This window comes from Tsukamurella sp. II2bb, assembly GCF_057815145.1.
Window position 1 is genome coordinate 116,985 of the sequence record NZ_JBYPZI010000005.1, and the last position, 17,258, is coordinate 134,242.

The following is a 17,258-nucleotide window of genomic DNA, read 5'->3' on the forward strand; positions in this document are numbered from 1 at the left end:
AGTTGCGCTCTTCATGTATCGACGATAGAACCGCGCATCCGCTCGGTGCTACGAAATGTGACGGGGCGCATAGCGGTTCCGCGTCGATCACACCACCAGCTGCCCCGCCAGGTCCGGCAGGCTCGTGCCGCCCGTGGCCCGGCGGTACGCCGCCCCGACCAGCTCGATGGCTCGCGCGAGCTGGTCCGGAGGCAACGTGTAGGGGATGCGGATGTTGCGCTCGAGGGCACCGTCGACCCCGAAGGCGGAGCCTGCGGCGATCCGCACCCCGAGGGCCGCGGCGGCCGCGGCGGTGGCGGTGCCGACCGGCCGCGGCAGGGTCACCCACAGGCACAGTCCGCCGACGCCGGGGGAGACCGTGGCGCCGGGCAGCTGCTCGGCGACGGCGCGCAGCGCGACGGTGCGCGAGGCGCGCAACGAATCGAGCCGTGCCGGCAGGAAGTCCGCGAGGTGGTCGAGCGCGTAGCCCGCGGCGAGCTGCTCGAAGACGGCGCCGGCGAGGTCCATGTCGTGGCGGGCGGCGGTCATGGAATCGGGCGCGGTCTCGGTGCGGATCCAGCCGACCCGCAGGCCCGCCCAGATGGTCTTGCTCGCCGAGCCGAGGGTGATGATCCGGGCGCCCCGCGGGGCGCCCGCGGCGACGGGCGGGGGAGCGGGCGCGTCGAGGGCAAGCTCGGCCATGGTCTCGTCGACCACGACGGGCACGCGGTAGCGCGCGGAGATCTCGCCGAGACGCCGCCGCCCGGCCGCGTCGAGCAGCAGTCCCGTCGGGTTGTGGAAGTCGGGGATGGTGAAGACGGCCCGCGGATTCTGCTGTTTCACGACGGCTTCCAGCTGGTCGAGATCCCAGCCCTGCTCCGGGTGCAGCCCCACCGCGACAGGCCGGACGTTGTGCCGGCGCAGCGCGAGGATGCTCCCGTGGTGGGTGGGCTGCTCGATCACCACGCGGTCGCCCGGGTGCACCAGCGTGTCCAGCACGATCCGCAGCGCGTGCTGCGCGCCGGAGGTGACCAGCACCTGCTCGGGGTCGGTCGGCAGGCCGCGGTCGGTGTACCGCCGCGCGATCGACTCCCGCAGTGCCCGAACGCCTCCCGGGTACAGGCCGATGCCGGCGAGGTACGGCGGGGCGCATTCGAGGGCGTGCCGGTAGCCGTCGTGCACGATCTGGTCGGGGGCCGACGGTGCCGCGATGTTCAGCCGGATCAGGTCGGCCTCGGGTCCGGTGTCCGCGGGCTCGACGGGCACGGCCTGCGGCAGGGTGAGAACGCTGCGCGCGCCCTGCCGGGACTGGAGGTGGCCGCTGTCGCGGAGCTCGGCGTAGGCCGCGGTCACCGTCGTCCTGCTGACCTGCAGGTGGGCGGCCAGGGCGCGCTCGCTCGGCAGCGCGGTCCCGACGGGGACCCGGCCGTCGAGCACGAGTAGGCGCAGCGCTTCGGCGAGCGCGAGGTAGGCGGGACGCGGACCGTCGGGGCGCCAGGAGCCGAGCTGCCGGGTGAGGGCGGCCGCGCCGACAGTGCCAGTTGAGAGGAACACGAGGCCAGTATCTCAGAACTGGCTATGGATTGTCATGCCACTTAGCGGGCAGAGTGATTGCCATGATGATTCGACTCGGGAAGCTGTTCGTCGGCCTGTGGCTGTACGGGACCGCGATGGTCGCGATCCTCCGCGCCGGGCTCGGCAACATGCCGTGGGACGTGCTGCACCAGGGGCTCGCGGAGAAGATGGGCCTGTCCGTGGGGGTCGTCTCGATCATCGTCGGCGCGCTGGTGCTGCTCGCCTGGATCCCGATCCGGCAGAAGCCCGGCTTCGGCACCGTCGCCAACGTGATCGTGATCGGCGTCGCCTTCGACACCATGGCACCGCTGTTCCCGGAGAATCCGGCGCTGCCGGTCGCGGTCGCGATGATGCTGGGCGGCATCGTGCTCAACGCCTTCGCGACGGTGCTCTACATCGGGGCGGGCATGGGCCCCGGCCCGCGCGACGGCCTGATGACGGGCCTCGTCGCCCGGACCGGCGGGTCGGTGCGGGTGGTGCGTACCTCGATGGAGGTCCTCGTGGTCATCGTGGGCTTCCTGCTGGGCGGCACACTCGGCGTCGGCACCGTGCTCTACGCGGTGGGCGTCGGCCCGCTGATCCAGCTGTTCGCTCGGACCGGCCTCGGCGGCCCGGCGCTGGCCCGCGGCGACGCGCACGGCGCGAACCGGGCGGACACCGCAGTCGCGGTTAAGGTGAGTGAATGCGGATCCTCATCACCGGAGCCAGCTCCGGTCTCGGCGAAGGCATGGCTCGGACGTATGCGGAGCGCGGCGAGGACGTAGCGCTCCTGGCCCGGCGCCTCGACCGCCTCGAGGCGCTGCGGGCCGAACTCGCGACGCTGCCGGGCGCGGGTGCCGTGGAGATCGGCCGGCTCGACGTCACGGATTTCGATGCCGTGCCGGTCGCCATCGCCGACGTGGTGGGTCGCCTCGGCGGCCTGGACCGCGCGATCATCAACGCCGGCATCGGCAAGGGCGCGCCGCTCGGTACGGGCAAGGCGCACGCCAACCTCGAGACCATCCAGACCAACCTGACCGGCGCCGTGGCGCAGGCCGAAGCCGTGCTCGAGATCTTCCGCGAACAGGGGCGCGGTCACCTCGTCCTCATCAGCTCGATCGCCGGGCAGCGCGGCATGCCCAAGGCGCAGGCCGCGTACTCGGCGAGCAAGGCGGGCCTGACGGCGCTGGGCGAAGGGCTGCAGGCCGAGTTCGCCGGCACCGACATCACGGTCACCGTCATCAAGCCGGGTTTCATCGAGACCGAGATCAACAAGGGCGTGAAGACCGCCATGAAGTCCTCCCTCGAGGACGGGGTGAAGGCCCTCGTCAAGGCCATCGACCGCGAGCCGAAGGAGGCAGCGGTGCCGCCGTGGCCGTGGATGCCGCTCGGTGCCGTACTGCGGCACGCCCCCGACGAGCTGACCCGCCGCCTGATCTGAGCCACCGCTTCCTCGTCGATCTCACCCGTGCGGGGTAGGGGCCCAGCCCTGACGCCCCGCCGCGGGAAACCCGGGATCGACCCGGATGTGCCGCCGCACCGTCCTTCCTAGCGTAAGAGGGGACGAAAGGTGGTGCGAAATGCGCACATTCATCAAGACGGCAACAATCGCCTCCGCAGCCGGGATCGCCCTCATCCTCGCCGCCGCCCCGGCCCACGCGGACCCGGACGGCACCGACTACGCCCGCGGCAGCGTCGGCGAGAGCTGCGCCGGCTACGCCTGGGGGCAGCTGGCGCTCGATCGCAGCCAGGGCTTCGTGCTCAGCTGCTCCGCCGACGGCGTCTGGCGGATCCCCAAGGCGCCCTAGGTGTTCCGGGGCGTGTCGGCCTTCCGCTCGGCGATGAACCGCCGGGTGACGGCCATGTCCCGCTCGCCCAGCCCGGCGTCGACGATCTCCTGGAACTCCGCCAACAGCGCGGGGAGCAGCGCCGCATCCGTCCCGGTGGCGGCCGCGACCTCTGCCCCCGACTTCAGGTCCTTGAGCAGGTACTTCGCCATCCCCGACGGTGCGTCGTCGCCGGTGACCAGCTTCTCCTTGCGCGTGTCCAGCAGGCGCGAGGCGGCGTAGCCCCCGCCGAGCAGGTCCCACATTGTGGCCAGGTCGATGCCGGACCGGTCGGCCAGCACCGTGGCCTCGCCCAGCGCGGCGATCGTCGCGGCGACCACCAGCTGGTTGCAGGCCTTCGCGACCTGCCCAGCGCCCAGTGGTCCCAGCCGGACCGGGGTGCCGCACGGCGCCAGCACGGCCGCCGCGACGGCGCAGTCCTCCTCGGTGCCGCCCATCATGATCGACAGCGTGCCGGCGATCGCGCCGTCCTCGCCGCCCGACACCGGGGCGTCGACGACTCGGACCCGGCCGTCGGTCTCGCGGTCGAGGCGCTCGGCCAGCGCACGCACCCCGGGCGCGGAGGACGTGGAGCCGATGAGGAGCAGCAGGGGGCGGTCGCCCGCGAGCAGCCCGCCCGCGAGCACCTCCTCCACCTCGGGCAGATCCGGCAGCATCAGCAGCACCACGTCGGCGACGGCGGTGAGCGACCCGGCATCGGGGTGCTGGACGGCACCGTCGGCGACGAGGTCGGGACGCGGGCGCCGGGCGGTGATGTGCACCGTCCCGTGCGCGCCTGCCAGGTGGCGCGCCATGGGTGCGCCCATGGCGCCCACCCCGATGACGCCGACCGCAAGGGAGGACATCGTCAGACGGAGCGGCCGCGCTGCGTGCGGTACCAGCGCACCTCCGCCTCGGTCGACGAGTCGAGGTCGGCGGCGACGGGATCGTCGGAGGCGATGACGGGGAGCAGCGCGCCGGCCTGCACCTTGCCCAGCTCGACACCCCACTGATCGAAGGCGTTGATGCCCCACACCGCGGCCTCGGTGAAGACCTGGTGCTCGTAGAGCGCGATGAGCTGGCCGACGACGGACGGGGTGAGCTTCGGCGCGAGGATCGTGGTGGTGGGCCGGTTCCCGGGCATCACCTTGTGCGGCACGACGGCGGGATCGGTGCCCTCCGCACTGATTTCGGCGGCCGTCTTGCCGAAGGCGAGCACCTTGGTCTGCGCGAACAGGTTGCTCATGAGCAGGTCCTGCATCGTGCCGACGCCGTCGGTGGTGGGCAGGTCGTCGGTGGACTGCGCGAAGCCGAGGAAGTCCGCCGGGACGAGTCGCGTGCCCTGGTGCAGCAACTGGAAGAAGGCGTGCTGGCCGTTGGTACCCGGTTCGCCCCAGAAGATCTCGCCGGTGTCGACGGTGACCGGCGAGCCGTCGATGCGTACTGACTTGCCGTTCGACTCCATGGTGAGCTGCTGCAGGTACGCGGGGAAGCGGGCCAGGTCCTGCGAGTAGGGGAGTACTGCGCGCGACTGCGCGCCGAAGAAGTCCGAGTACCAGAGCCCGATGAGGCCCAGCATCATCGGCGCGTTCTGCTCGGTCGGTGCGGACGCGAAGTGCTCGTCGACGGCGTGGAAGCCCGCGAGGAACTCCGCGAACCGCTCGGGGCCGACGGCGATCATCACCGACAGGCCGATCGCCGAATCCACGGAGTAGCGCCCGCCGACCCAGTCCCAGAAGCCGAACATGTTCGCCGTGTCGATGCCGAAGGCCGCGACCCGCTCCGCGTTGGTCGAGACGGCCACGAAGTGCTTCGCGACGGCCTCCTCGCCGACGCCGAGCCTGTCGAGGAGCCAGGTCTTCGCCGCGTGCGCGTTGGTCAGCGTCTCCTGCGTGCCGAAGGTCTTCGAGGCGACGATGAACAGCGTGGTCGCGGGATTGAGCTGGGCCAGCGTGCCGGAGATGTCGGCCGGGTCCACGTTGGAGACGAAATGGCAGGTCAGGCCGCGCTGGACGTACGCGCGGAGCGCGCCGTAGACCATCGCCGGGCCGAGGTCGCTGCCGCCGATGCCGATGTTCACGACGTCGGTGATCGGCTCGCCCGTCGCGCCGCGCCAGCGCCGCGAGCGCACCTCGTCGCTGAAGGCGGCCATCTTGTCGAGCACGTCGTGCACGTCGCCGGAGACGTCCTGCCCGTCCACCCGCAGGTCCTTGCTCGACGGTGCGCGCAGGGCGGTGTGCAGCACGGCGCGGTCCTCGGTGGCGTTGATGTGCTCGCCCGAGAGCATCTTCTCGCGCCGGGCGGCGACGCCGGCCTCGTCGGCGAGCGCGGCCAGCAGGCGCAGCGTCTCGCGGGTGACGCGGTGCTTGGAGTAGTCGATGTAGAGGTCGCCGACCTGGAAGACGAGGTCCGTGCCGCGCTCCGGATCGGCGGCGAAGAGCTCCCGCAGGGTGGTCTCGGCGATCTCGGAGTGGTGCTCGACGAGGTGCCGCCAGGCGGGGGACGCTGTGATGTCGCTGTCGCTCATGGCCGCCAGCCTAATGTCCGGAGGCTCGTGCGCGGGCGGTTCGCGCGAGAGCCGCTCGATCCGCGCGCGGACGAGGTCGTGCGCGTGCGCGGGAGCCGGGGCTAGGGTGGCGGTATGGCAACCGAGCAGCGCATCCGTGACCTCCTCGACCGCGTCCCGACGGGCATCTTCGTGGGCGGCGCCTTCCGCGATTCGAGTTCGGGCGCAACCTTTCCGGTGCACGACCCCGCCACCGAGGAGGTGCTGGTCGAGGTCGCCGACGCCACCGCGGAGGACGGTGCCGCCGCTCTCGACGCCGCGGTCGCGGCAGGTCCGGCGTGGGCCGCGACGCCCGCCCGCGAGCGGGGCGAGATCCTCCGTGCCGCGTACGAGGGGCTGCACGCCCGGGCCGACGACTTCGCGCTGTTGATGACGCTGGAGATGGGCAAGGCCCTGCCGGAGTCGGCCAACGAACTCAAGTACGGTGCCGAGTTCTTCCGCTGGTTCTCCGAGGAGGCCGTGCGGATCGCGGGCCGGTACACGCCCGCGCCCGCCGGCACCGGCCGGATCATGGTGAGCAAGGCCCCCGTCGGGCCGTGCCTGGCGATCACCCCGTGGAACTTCCCGCTCGCGATGGGCACCCGCAAGATCGGCCCGGCGCTGGCGGCCGGCGCCACGATGCTGGTCAAGCCGGCGGGCCTCACGCCGCTGACGATGCTGCTGCTCGCCGACGTGCTGCGCGAGGCGGGTGTGCCGGACGGCGTGATCGCCGTGCTGCCCACGTCGAAGTCCTCCGCGCTGACGGGGCCGCTGCTCGAGGACCGGAGGCTGCGCAAGCTCACCTTCACCGGGTCGACGGAGGTCGGCGCGGCGCTCGTGGCGCAGTCGGCGCCCGGCATCCTGCGCACCTCGATGGAGCTCGGCGGCAATGCTCCGTTCGTCGTCTTCGACGATGCCGACGTCGACCACGCCGTCGCGCAGGCCCTGCTCGCCAAGCTGCGCAACGGCGGCGAGGCGTGCACCGCGGCGAACCGCTTCCACGTGCACGAGTCGGTGCTCGAGGAGTTCACCGCGAAGCTCGTGGAGGGGATGGGGAAGTACGTGCTGGGCCGCGGCATCGACGAGGGGGTGACCATCGGGCCGCTCGTCTCCGCCGATCAGCAGGCCATCGTCTCCGAGCTGGTGCAGGACGCGGTCGCCAAGGGCGCGACGCTCCGGCTCGGCGGAGTCGCGCCCGAGGGGCCGGGCCACTTCTTCCCGCCGACGGTGCTCGCCGACGTCCCGGCCGACGCGCGGATCCTCACCGAGGAGGTCTTCGGCCCCGTCGCGCCCATCGTCTCCTTCGCCGACGAGGACGAGGGCGTCGCCGCCGCGAACGCCACGGAGTACGGCCTGGCCGCGTACATCTTCACGAAGGACCTCGACCGCGCGCTGCGCGTCGCCGACCGGATCGAGGCCGGCATGGTCGGCGTGAACCGCGGCGTCATCTCCGACCCCGCCGGGCCGTTCGGCGGCGTCAAGGCCTCCGGCTTCGGCCGCGAGGGCGGCAGCGAGGGCATCGAGGAGTACCTGGAGACCCGCTACATCGCCCTGCAGTGACCTCCACCCGCAATTGAACGCTGTTATGGAGATTTCGACCTGCGGGTTTCCTCTCCATGACGGTGTTCAATTGTGTGCCGTCTCGGCGATGCGGGCTACCGCAGCGCCCTCTTCGGCATGCAGCACGAGAGCGCGGATCCTGCCGAGCGGGCGTCGGCCCGCGCCGGTGCGGTCAACGCCTGACCTACACCCGGACCTGCCGGAACTCCGGCGCGACCTCCGCTATCCGCTCGTAGTCGCTGTCGCGATGCACGACGATCGCGCCGTGCTCGATCGCGACAGCGGCGATCAGAGTATCGACGGGGCCTGCGGCCCGGACCCTGCCCGAACGCCAGAGGCGACGCTGAATCTCGACCGCGATCGCGTGAGTGCGATGACCGGGATGGAGCACCATCAGCAGCGACCAGTTGTCCGAGTACTCGCTCTCCCATTCTCTGGGCGACCTCGTGGAGTACAGGACTTCGAGTAATTGGGGGGTAGCGGCCGCGAGATAATGACCGTCCTCGGTGAACCGTTCGACCGAGGAGTAATCGATTTCGCCTGTTTCGAGTCTCGCGATCACGGAATGGTCCACCAGACATGGAGTGGGGACAGGCACCATTGGTAGTGGTGGGGCGGTCATCTGCGAGCCTCCGCCCGGAACTCCGGATCGAGCAGCGCGGCGTAGGGCCCGTCCGGCCGATCGGCGATCCGCCGCAGCATCTTGCGTTGGAGATGCTGCATGAGTGCCAGTTCGACCAGGCTGACGACCATGTCCTGGTTGGACGCGTATCCGAGCTCTTCGCGAGCGCGATCGAATAGCCCTTCGGGTGCGCGAAGTGAGGTCATCTTGAGCGGAGCCTCCTGAAACTCGGGCATGTGGATCTCCATTGCCCTCCTCCACCTGTATATGAACTCTACAGCTAGAGTATATCAGAATCGGACACGGCGCAGAATCCGATATTGCTTGCCGCCCCGCGCTCAGCACCGCGCCGGCGTGCGGATGCGGGTCCGGACCTCGAGGCACAGCAGCTCATTTCGTCCAGTACTCCCCGCTCTACGAGCAGGGCGATCACCCGCTGCGCTGGGTGGCGCACACGGAACGCCGCCGGTGTGGTGGCGCGTTACAGGGCGTCGATGCCCGCCAGGAGCAGGTCGAGTCCCGCGCGGAACTGGGCGCGATCGTCGTGGTGCGCCATGGTGGCGGCGATGCGATGCAGGTACGGGAACTCGTCCGGATCCAGCTGCGCGATGCGCGCCGCGACGTCGCCGAGCAGTTCCTCGCGGCTGGGCCCGCTGCGAGCGAGGGGCGAGCGGGCGTTCGCGGCGTTCTGGGCCGCCGCGCCGAGGATGTAGCCGACGACCGCGGTCGTGGCGTCGAACAGCGCCGCCTCGGGCGCGCCCATCGCCAGCACGGCGCCGCCGATCCGTTCGCTCAGGAGCAGGTTCGCCGGCCGGCCCGGATCGGCCATGACCTGCGCGGCCAGCCACGGGTGCTCGTCGATCGTGTCGAACAGCGCCAGCGCCAGCGTCCGGATGGCCTCCCGGGGTTCGTCGTCCCGCGCGGGCGCGGCGAGGATCGGCCGCAGGACGGCGTCGGTCGCGGCGGCGAGGAGCTCGTCCTTGCCGGCGACGTGGTGGTAGATCGCCCCGCTTCCGGTGCTCAGCGCGCCGCCGAGCGCGCGGAAGGTCAGTGCGTCGGCGCCGCTCTCGTCGAGCAGGTCGATCGCCGCGTCGACGATGCGGTCGCGGGAGAGGGCGTCGGTGCGGCGGCTGCGAGGTGGCACGGCTCCATCTTGACACGACTGGAACATTGTTCCAAACTCATTGGAACAGTGTTCCAATGAGAGGCGGAATCATGCGCACATCCATCGCGATCATCGGAGGCGGCCTGGGCGGCCTCGTCCTCGCCCGCGTCCTGCACCTGCACGGCATCGCGGCCACCGTCTACGAGGCGGAGCCCACGCCCATGTCACGGACGCAGGGTGGGCAACTCGACATCCACGAGGCTGACGGCCAGGCCGCCCTCGCCGCCGCCGGCCTCACCGCGGAGTTCCGCGCGCTCATCCACGAGGGCGGCGAGGCGACCCGGGCCATCGGCCGCGACGGCACCGTCCTCCTCGACCTCCCGGACGACGGTGCCGGAGGTCGCCCCGAGGTGCTCCGCGGCGAGCTGCGGCGCCTGCTGCTCGACTCGCTGCCGGCCGGCGCGATCCGCTGGGGCGCCAAGGCCGTGGCGGTGCGCGCGCTCGGCGACGGACGGCACGAGGTGGGCTTCGCCGACGGGACCGCGGTCACCGTCGACCTGCTGATCGGGGCCGACGGTGCCTGGTCGAAGGTGCGTGGGCTCGTGACCGACGCGACACCGTCGTACTTCGGCACGACCTACGTCGAGACCTACCTGCACGACGTGGAGCGCCGGCACCCCGGCATCGCCGAGCTGGTGGGGGAGGGAGCGATGTTCGCGCTCGCGCCCGGCCGCGGGATCAGCACGCATGCGGAGGCGGGCGGCATCGTGCACACCTACGCGCAGCTGCACGTCGACGAGGACTGGGTCGACGGGATCGACTGGTCGGACGCGTCGGCGGCCGACCGCGTGATCGCCGAGTACCCGGGGTGGTCGGACGAGCTGCTCCGCCTGATCGGGGAATCCGATACGCCGCTCGTGCCGCGGCGTCTCTACACGCTCCCCGTCGGACTCCGCTGGGAGCACGTCCCGGGCGTCACACTCGTCGGCGATGCGGCGCACGTCGGCCCGCCGGCCGGGGAGGGCGCCAACATCGCGCTGTTCGACGGTGCCGAACTGGCCCGGCACCTCGTCGCGAACCCCGGCGATCTCGACGCCGCGGTCGCCGCCTACGAGAGCGAGATGTTCGATCGCGCGGCGGCGTCGGCGGCGGACGCGGAGGCGATGGCGACGATGATGCTGGGCGAGGACGCCCCGAACGGCTTGCTCGCCTTCTTCGCGGGCGTCACCGGCTGACGACGAGAGGGGCTGCTACCGGCCCAGCGGGCCCCGGCCGAGCCGCAGCAGCAGCATCGCGAGGGTGTGGCCCTCGCGCCCGAGCTCGGAGAACCGCTCGAGCACCTTCATCTCCCGCGAGTGCACGAGGCGGGTGCCGCCCGATGCCATGCGGGTGCGGCCGATGATCTGGGAGACCTCGCTGCGCCGCTTGATCGCGGCCAGGATCTCGGCGTCGAGGCGGTCGATCTCCTCGCGCAGGGCCTGGATCTCTTCTTCGGCGAGTGGCGTCTCGGCGCCGGTGTCGTCCGGTCTGCTCATGGCGATAAGTTTCCCACAGTCACGGGACCTACTATCGAGCACCGTGCTCCGTGCTTCCCGCGCCCCCGGTCCGCAGCGCCTGCTGTGGATCGGCGCGGCAGTGCTCATCGCCGTGCACCTCGCGGTCCGCGGCTACGTGCTGGCCCGGGGAGACTTCTACTGGGACGACGTGGCCTTCGTCGGCCGGGCGTCCCGCCCGCTCGCGGACCTGGGGGCCTGGTTCGTCGACTACGACGGTCACTTCATGCCCGGCACGTTGTTCGCGGCGGCCGTGATCACGAAGGCGGCGCCGCTGAGCTGGCCCGCGGCCGCGGTCTCCCTCCTCGCCCTGCAGGCGGTGGCGTCGCTGGCGACGCTGCGGGCGCTGGTGGTGATCGCCGGGCGGCGGCCGGTGGTGCTGGTGCCCCTCGTCTTCTTCCTGTTCAGCCCTCTCACCCTCACGGCCACGGCGTGGTGGGCGTCGGGGCTCAACGCGCTGCCGTTGCAGATCGGCCTGGCGGTGGTGGTCGCGGAGACGGTGCGGTACGTGCGCGGCCGTCGCCGATCCGGCGCGTACGCCGTGCTGGCGCTCCTGGTCGCGCTGCTGTTCTTCGAGAAGGCGCTGGTCGTGCCGTTCGTCGCACTGGCCGCGGCATGCCTGCTCCCGTACCTGCGGGGGCACCGCCGGCCCGTGCGCTCCGTGCTGCGCCGCGGACGCCCGCTGTGGCTCGCCTTCGCGGTGGTGGTGGCCGGGTGGATCGTGCTGTGGCTGACGGTCACCGCGTCGCGGCCGGGCACGCACACCGCCGCGTTCACGGCCCGGACGCTGTGGCGTTCGGTGAACGCGGTCATCGCGCCGGCCGCGGTCGGTGGGCCGTGGACCTGGACCCGCACCAATCCCGGTCCGCCGCTGGTGGTGACCGGGCTGGCGCTGACGGTCGTGGGGCTCGGAGCGATCGCGGCGATCGTGCTGGTGACGCGGCTGCGCGCGCCGCGGGGCGTCGTGGCCTGGGGCGCCGCCGCGCTGTACTTCCTCGGCGCCTCGTCGACGGTCTTCTTCCTGCGCAGTTCCGAGTTCACCTCGCCCCTACTGCCCCTCTCGCTGCGCTACTTCGCCGACTTCGCGTGGGTGCTCACGCTGGCCGGTGCGCTCGTGCTGTGTGCTGCACCGGGCCGGGCGCGGGACGGAACCGGCCGGATCCAGAGCGACGGGGCGCGGTGGCGGCCCGTGGCGACGCGGGTCGCCGGCATCACGGCGGACCGTCGGCTGTGGATCGGCGTGGTGATCGCCTTCGCGCTCAGCGGCACCGCCTCGGCCGTGCGTTTCGCCCCGGTGTGGCACGACAATCCGACGGGGCCCTACCTGCAGAACCTGCGCGCCGGAGCCGCCGAGTACGCGGGCCGCGAGATGCTCGATCAGGAAGTCCCCGGCGACGTCCTGAGCCGGCTGTCCGGCCCGAACAACCGGCTCTCGCGGATCCTCGCCACGCAGCCGGCGCACCCGCGGTTCGCCGAGTACGCGGCGGAGGCCACGGTCGCCGACCGGTCCGGGGCGTTCCAGCCCGGCCGCGTCACCCGCGTACGCAGCCTGCCGCTCGGCCCGTACCCGTGCGGGACCCGCGTCGACGACGGTGCGCCCGCCCTCCTCGCCTACGAGGGACCGCTCGCCTTCTGGGACTGGGTGGTGGAGCTGAACTACCTCGCGTCCGCCGACGGCGAGATCACGCTGGAGCAGCAGCGGGGCGCGACGCCCGTCCGCGTCGCGGTGCGCAAGGGTGCGCACACCGTCTACGCGCGCGTCACCGGGACCGGGGACGGCCTGCTCGCACGGGCGGAGACGCCGGGGCTCGTCGCGTGCGTCGGGAGCGGCCCCGTCGGGCTGCTCGTCCCGGCATCGGCCCTGCGCTGATCGCCCCACGGTCGACGGTGCCGTTGACCTGCGGCGATGCCGTGATTTCCAGCGGCACGGATCGGCGGTGCGACATATCAACGTCGTATGTCGCAAAGTTTCGTTGAATCGGGCGTAAATCCACGCTGTGGGTTGTATGGTGCCTTCGTCCGGATCTCCTGTGATCGGTCTCACTCCAGCCGAAGGGTGCCTGCCTCCATGCATGCCGCTGTCCGTCGTTCCGTCCCGCGCCGCTACGCCGGCGCCTCCATCGCCATGGTCACCGCGGCCGCGATCGCCGTCGCGCCGATGACCGCCTCCGTCGGCGCGGTCACCGCGCCGGCGCCGGCGGCCACCGTCCTCGTCAACCCCGCGAAGCTCGTGAATCTGCAGGCGCAGGTCGCCGGCTCCGTCGCGAACCTGCTGCCGCTCGCGGCCGGTCCTGCCGCCCCCGCGGCGGCGGCCCCGGCCTGGGGCTGGGGCGATGTCACCGTCATCGCGCAGGCCCTGCAGGACGCGCTCAAGGCCGCCTACGAGTCCGCCGCGGGCACCGACTTCGCGGGCGCGGGCTTCCCGAAGGCGCTCCAGGCCGCCTTCGAGGCGATCTCCAAGGGCAGCCTGTCCGGCGCGTACGCACCGATCGGCTCGCAGCTCGAATCGACGCTGTTCATCGGCCTGATGACCGCGCTCTTCCCGATCGCCGATCACTTCAACCCGAAGCTCGGCAAGCTCGGCGCAGCGCTCGACGCGGCCCTGAACGACGGGAGCATGATCGCGCTCGGCCAGGCCGCCATCGGGCTTCCGCTGCGGCTGCCCACCGAACTGCTCAAGGCCGGCGAGGCCATCGCCAAGGCCGTCCTGACCGGCGACGTCACCAAGGTCGGCGCCGCGGTCGGCACCGGCATCAACAACGTCGGGAAGTTCCTCGAGACCTACGTGACCAACAGCTCGACGGGGCTGCTGCCGAACCTCGTGAAGGTCGGAAGCACGCTGCTCGGCGCGGTCATCCCGGCGCTGCCGTCGGCGTCGCCAGCCAAGGTCGACGCGCTCGCCGCGCAGGCCGCCGTCGCCACCGCGCCCGCCCTCGGGATGCCGGACTTCGACACGCTGTTCGAGACCTGGAAGATGGGCTTCGAGATGTTCGTCACCAGCGTCAAGGGCGACGAGTGGACGCCCGGTGTGGCGAAGACGCTCACCGACGCGCTCGCCAAGCTCGCCAAGGGCGACCCGGCCGGGGCGGTCGGCGACATCACCGACAAGGCCAAGGCGCTGTCGATCATCGTCCTCCTGGCCGGCGTCATGCCCATCGCCGACCTGGTCAACCCGTACCTCGGCCCGATCGGGACCGGCCTGGCGAACTCGCAGCCGGACTTCATCGCGGCCGGCAACGCGGCGCTCGCGGTGCTCTTCGACACCCCGGGCAAGGTGATCGGCGTCGGCCAGAACCTGGTGACCGCGCTGCTGTCGGGAGATCCGGCGAAGGCGCTGACGGGGCTGACCGCGGACATCGGCTCGCTGACGACCTTCCTCAACACCCGCCTGTTCGTGCCGACGGACAACCCGTTCGACAACGCGCTGTTCCCGGCGCTGTCGAACATCGGGAAGAACATCATCGACGCCTTCAAGCCCGCGGACGCCGCCAAGCCCGCGGCGGGTGTCGCCGCCCTCAGCACGGCCGCAGCGCCCGAGGCGCCCGCCGGGGCGGTGCCGGTGGCCCCCGCCCCCGCGGAGACGACGCCGGCCGAGTCGGCCGTCGTCGCGACGCCCACGGTTACGGCTTCGGCGCCGGTCCAGCCCGCGGCGCAGACGTCCGCGCCGGTGGCCCCGGTCGAGTCTGCCGTGCCCGCTGCACCGGCCGAACCGTCGGCACCTGCGGCGCCTGCCGCACCGGCGGAGCCGTCCGGTCCCACCGCACCGGCCGAGCAGGCTGAGCCGGCGGCCTCCGCCGGGACCACGTCGGCGGGGGCGACCGAGTCCGGATCCTCGGGCGGTACCGCGGACGCCCCGTCCGCATCCTCCGCGGCCTGACCGCCGCACCTCTCCACCCGAACGCACCCGGTACGCCGGGTGCGTTCGGTCGTTCCGGGCGCGGGGGGAGCGCGACGACGGTGCCCCGCCCGCCGCCGCGCCGGCGGCCCGGCGCGCGGCGTACGGAACATGTCGGTCGCCCCGTCTAAACTGGCCGGGAGATGAGTAACCCAGCACCGCAACAGTCCGGACTCCGCCAACGCCAGCCCTTCTCCCGCGAGACAGCGCAGGTGGCGCGGCGGGAACGCGGGCAGGAACTGCTCGAGGGGCTCAACCCGCAGCAGCGGGCGGCGGTGCTGCACGAGGGCTCGCCGCTGCTGATCGTGGCGGGTGCGGGCTCGGGCAAGACCGCGGTGCTCACCCGGCGCATCGCCTACCTGCTCGCGGCCCGGAACATGCACCCGGGCCAGATCCTCGCGATCACCTTCACCAACAAGGCCGCGGCGGAGATGCGTGAGCGCGTGGCCGGGCTCATCGGCCCGCGCGCGAAGATCATGTGGGTCTCCACCTTCCACTCCACCTGCGTGCGCATCCTGCGCGCGCAGGCGGGCCTGCTGGCGGGCATGAACTCCAACTTCTCGATCTACGACGCGGACGATTCCCGCCGCCTGCTCACCATGATCGTCAAGGAGATGGGGCTGGACGCGAAGAAGTTCGCCCCGCGCGCGCTCGCCACCCACATCAGCAACCTCAAGAACGAGCTGATCGATCCGGAGCAGGCCTCCGCGGACGCGGCGAAGACGGGGGAGCCCTTCGCGGTCACCGTCGCCGAGGTGTACGGCACCTACCAGTCCCGCCTGCGCGGGGCGAACGCCTTCGACTTCGACGATCTGATCGGGGAGACGGTGGCGCTGCTGCAGTCGCACCCCAATGTCGCGCAGTACTACCGCCGCCGGTTCCGGCACGTCATGGTCGACGAGTACCAGGACACCAACCACGCGCAGTACGTGCTGGTCCGCGAGCTGGTCGGCCTCGAGACGGATGCCGACGGAGTCGAGCCCAGTGAGCTGTGCGTCGTGGGTGACGCGGATCAGTCGATCTACGCCTTCCGCGGCGCCACGATCCGCAACATCGAGGAGTTCGAGCGGGACTTCCCGAACGCGGAGACCATTCTGCTGGAGCAGAACTACCGCTCCACCCAGACCATCCTCTCGGCGGCCAACGCGGTCATCGCCCGCAACGCCGGCCGCCGCGAGAAGAAGCTCTGGACCGACCAGGGCGACGGTGACCTCATCACCGGCTACGTCGCCGATAACGAGCACGACGAGGCCAGCTTCGTCGTCTCGGAGATCGACGCGCTGGCGGACAAGGGCGTCAAGTACAGCGACGTCGCCGTCTTCTACCGCACCAACACCGCCGCGCGGGTCCTGGAGGAGGTCTTCATCCGCCACGGCGTGCCCTACAAGGTGGTCGGCGGTGTGCGCTTCTACGAGCGCAAGGAAGTCCGGGACCTGGTCGCGTACCTGCGTGCCATCGACAACCCGAACGACACGGTCAGCCTGCAGCGCATCGTCAACACCCCGCGCCGCGGCATCGGTGACCGCGCGCAGGCCTGCCTGACGGTGCACGCCGAGAATCGTGGGGGCACCTTCAGCACCGCTATCGAGGACGCGGTGGACGGCACCGTCGCCATGCTCAATCCACGCTCGCGCAACGCGATCGCCGCTTTCGCGGGCCTGATGGCGGATCTGCGCCGCACCGCCGCCGACGAGGATCAGGACCTGGGCGACCTGCTCGAGGCCGTCGTCGAGAAGACGGGCTACCGGGCGGAGCTGGAGGGCTCGTCGGACCCGCAGGACGGTGCACGCCTGGAGAACATCGAGGAGTTGATCAGTGTCGCGCGGGAGTTCTCCGCGCAGGACTTCACCGATGTGGTGGTCGACGAGGGCGCGCCCGAGCCGGGCTCGCTGGCCGCCTTCCTGGAGCGGGTCTCGCTGGTCGCCGACGCCGATCAGGTGCCCGACAGCGAGGCGGGCGTCGTCACCATGATGACCCTGCACACCGCGAAGGGCCTCGAGTTCCCGGTGGTCTTCGTGACCGGCTGGGAGGACGGCCAGTTCCCGCACATGCGCGCGCTGGGTGACGAGTCCGAGCTCGCCGAGGAGCGGCGCCTGGCGTACGTGGGCATCACCCGCGCCCGCGAACGGCTCTACCTCTCCCGCGCGATGGTCCGCGCCACCTGGGGCGACCCGATGCAGAACCCCGAGTCCCGCTTCCTCGCGGAGATCCCGCAGCACCTCATCGACTGGCGCCGCCTCGAGCCCAAGCGCAGCCAGTTCGGCGGCGGTTCCCGCGGCGTCTTCGGTCAGGACCGGGGCACGTGGGGCGGCGGTGGCGGCTACGGCGGCCGGGAGCGGTCCTCGAGCTCCGACGGTGGCTGGACCCCCAAGCGGGCGCCGCGGCCCACGCGCCGGGCCAACAAGCTCGTGCTCGCCGTCGGCGATCGCGTCTCGCACGACTCCTTCGGGCTCGGCACCGTCACCGCGATCACGGGTGCGGGGCCGATGGAGCGCGCCACCTTCGACTTCGGCTCGTCGGGCACGGTCACCCTGATGACCTTCGGCGGCCTGCCGATGGAGAAGCTGTAACCACGAACAACGCGAAAGGCGCCCCGGTGTCCGGGGCGCCTTTCGCGTA

The 17,258-nt window shown here is 71.7% G+C and carries 15 protein-coding genes; 8 read left to right on the plus strand and 7 right to left on the minus strand.

Annotated elements, in window-relative coordinates; all coding sequences use genetic code 11:
- Positions 1–87 precede the first annotated feature (87 nt).
- Entirely contained in the window at positions 88–1,533 is a 1,446-nt protein-coding gene (gene yczR / locus AC21LY_RS13015) for a MocR-like transcription factor YczR (RefSeq protein WP_489046907.1), read from the minus strand.
- Positions 1,534–1,595: 62 nt separating this feature from the next.
- Here yczR and yczE point away from each other — a divergent pair, with 62 nt between their 5' ends.
- From yczE to AC21LY_RS13030, 3 genes are all read left to right on the plus strand, one after another.
- Positions 1,596–2,318 carry a membrane protein YczE gene (yczE, locus tag AC21LY_RS13020; RefSeq protein WP_489046909.1) on the plus strand — a complete coding sequence of 241 codons (723 nt, stop codon included), beginning with the start codon at positions 1,596–1,598 and terminating at the stop codon, positions 2,316–2,318.
- Entirely contained in the window at positions 2,237–2,974 is a 738-nt protein-coding gene (locus tag AC21LY_RS13025; protein WP_489046910.1) for an SDR family oxidoreductase, read from the plus strand. Before yczE ends, AC21LY_RS13025 begins: the two co-directional genes overlap by 82 nt.
- Before the next feature lie 139 nt (positions 2,975–3,113).
- Entirely contained in the window at positions 3,114–3,341 is a 228-nt protein-coding gene (locus tag AC21LY_RS13030) for a hypothetical protein (RefSeq protein WP_489046911.1), read from the plus strand.
- Here AC21LY_RS13030 and AC21LY_RS13035 read toward each other — a convergent pair.
- The gene (locus AC21LY_RS13035) at positions 3,338–4,225 is read right to left on the minus strand and encodes an NAD(P)-dependent oxidoreductase (protein WP_489046912.1); all 888 of its coding nucleotides are present in this window, start codon (positions 4,223–4,225) and stop codon (positions 3,338–3,340) included. The genes AC21LY_RS13030 and AC21LY_RS13035 overlap by 4 nt on opposite strands.
- Positions 4,226–4,227: 2 nt before the next feature.
- A complete protein-coding gene (pgi, locus tag AC21LY_RS13040) occupies positions 4,228–5,886 on the minus strand; it encodes a glucose-6-phosphate isomerase (RefSeq protein ID WP_489046913.1) in 1,659 nt (552 codons plus the stop codon).
- A gap of 114 nt (positions 5,887–6,000) precedes the next feature.
- Between pgi and AC21LY_RS13045 the strand changes: the two genes are divergently transcribed.
- A complete protein-coding gene (locus tag AC21LY_RS13045; RefSeq protein ID WP_489046914.1) occupies positions 6,001–7,464 on the plus strand; it encodes an NAD-dependent succinate-semialdehyde dehydrogenase in 1,464 nt (487 codons plus the stop codon).
- A 184-nt stretch (positions 7,465–7,648) separates the two neighbouring features.
- Here AC21LY_RS13045 and AC21LY_RS13050 read toward each other — a convergent pair whose 3' ends face one another.
- The 3 genes from AC21LY_RS13050 to AC21LY_RS13060 form a co-directional block, all read right to left on the minus strand.
- Positions 7,649–8,086 carry a PIN domain-containing protein gene (locus tag AC21LY_RS13050; protein WP_489046915.1) on the minus strand — a complete coding sequence of 146 codons (438 nt, stop codon included), beginning with the start codon at positions 8,084–8,086 and terminating at the stop codon, positions 7,649–7,651.
- A complete protein-coding gene (locus tag AC21LY_RS13055; protein WP_489046916.1) occupies positions 8,083–8,334 on the minus strand; it encodes a hypothetical protein in 252 nt (83 codons plus the stop codon). Before AC21LY_RS13055 ends, AC21LY_RS13050 begins: the two co-directional genes overlap by 4 nt.
- Before the next feature lie 233 nt (positions 8,335–8,567).
- A complete protein-coding gene (locus AC21LY_RS13060) occupies positions 8,568–9,230 on the minus strand; it encodes a TetR/AcrR family transcriptional regulator (RefSeq protein ID WP_489046917.1) in 663 nt (220 codons plus the stop codon).
- 71 nt (positions 9,231–9,301) lie between these two features.
- On the opposite strand from AC21LY_RS13060, the gene AC21LY_RS13065 reads away from it, so the two are divergent.
- Positions 9,302–10,426 (plus strand): FAD-dependent oxidoreductase, encoded by a 1,125-nt coding sequence (locus AC21LY_RS13065; protein ID WP_489046918.1) that lies wholly within the window; start codon positions 9,302–9,304, stop codon positions 10,424–10,426.
- A gap of 15 nt (positions 10,427–10,441) precedes the next feature.
- On the opposite strand, the gene AC21LY_RS13070 is transcribed toward AC21LY_RS13065, so the two are convergent.
- Positions 10,442–10,726 carry a chorismate mutase gene (locus AC21LY_RS13070; RefSeq protein WP_489046919.1) on the minus strand — a complete coding sequence of 95 codons (285 nt, stop codon included), beginning with the start codon at positions 10,724–10,726 and terminating at the stop codon, positions 10,442–10,444.
- A gap of 43 nt (positions 10,727–10,769) precedes the next feature.
- Here AC21LY_RS13070 and AC21LY_RS13075 point away from each other — a divergent pair, with 43 nt between their 5' ends.
- From AC21LY_RS13075 to pcrA, 3 genes are all read left to right on the plus strand, one after another.
- Positions 10,770–12,614 (plus strand): hypothetical protein, encoded by a 1,845-nt coding sequence (locus AC21LY_RS13075; RefSeq protein ID WP_489046920.1) that lies wholly within the window; start codon positions 10,770–10,772, stop codon positions 12,612–12,614.
- Positions 12,615–12,812: 198 nt separating this feature from the next.
- Positions 12,813–14,621, plus strand: a complete 1,809-nt coding sequence (locus AC21LY_RS13080; RefSeq protein WP_489046922.1) for a hypothetical protein — start codon at positions 12,813–12,815, stop codon at positions 14,619–14,621.
- Positions 14,622–14,782: 161 nt separating this feature from the next.
- Positions 14,783–17,209 carry a DNA helicase PcrA gene (gene pcrA / locus AC21LY_RS13085; protein WP_489046923.1) on the plus strand — a complete coding sequence of 809 codons (2,427 nt, stop codon included), beginning with the start codon at positions 14,783–14,785 and terminating at the stop codon, positions 17,207–17,209.
- Positions 17,210–17,258 lie beyond the last annotated feature (49 nt).

Excerpts from the sequence above, each read along its gene's own strand:
- yczE (WP_489046909.1), top strand. The coding sequence starts at position 1,596 with ATGATGATTCGACTCGGGAAGCTGTTCGTCGGCCTGTGGCTGTACGGG.
- AC21LY_RS13025 (WP_489046910.1), top strand. The coding sequence starts at position 2,237 with ATGCGGATCCTCATCACCGGAGCCAGCTCCGGTCTCGGCGAAGGCATG.
- AC21LY_RS13030 (WP_489046911.1), top strand. The coding sequence starts at position 3,114 with ATGCGCACATTCATCAAGACGGCAACAATCGCCTCCGCAGCCGGGATC.
- AC21LY_RS13035 (WP_489046912.1), bottom strand. The coding sequence starts at position 4,225 with ATGTCCTCCCTTGCGGTCGGCGTCATCGGGGTGGGCGCCATGGGCGCA.
- pgi (WP_489046913.1), bottom strand. The coding sequence starts at position 5,886 with ATGAGCGACAGCGACATCACAGCGTCCCCCGCCTGGCGGCACCTCGTC.
- AC21LY_RS13045 (WP_489046914.1), top strand. The coding sequence starts at position 6,001 with ATGGCAACCGAGCAGCGCATCCGTGACCTCCTCGACCGCGTCCCGACG.
- AC21LY_RS13050 (WP_489046915.1), bottom strand. The coding sequence starts at position 8,086 with ATGACCGCCCCACCACTACCAATGGTGCCTGTCCCCACTCCATGTCTG.
- AC21LY_RS13055 (WP_489046916.1), bottom strand. The coding sequence starts at position 8,334 with ATGGAGATCCACATGCCCGAGTTTCAGGAGGCTCCGCTCAAGATGACC.
- AC21LY_RS13065 (WP_489046918.1), top strand. The coding sequence starts at position 9,302 with ATGCGCACATCCATCGCGATCATCGGAGGCGGCCTGGGCGGCCTCGTC.
- AC21LY_RS13070 (WP_489046919.1), bottom strand. The coding sequence starts at position 10,726 with ATGAGCAGACCGGACGACACCGGCGCCGAGACGCCACTCGCCGAAGAA.
- AC21LY_RS13080 (WP_489046922.1), top strand. The coding sequence starts at position 12,813 with ATGCATGCCGCTGTCCGTCGTTCCGTCCCGCGCCGCTACGCCGGCGCC.
- pcrA (WP_489046923.1), top strand. The coding sequence starts at position 14,783 with ATGAGTAACCCAGCACCGCAACAGTCCGGACTCCGCCAACGCCAGCCC.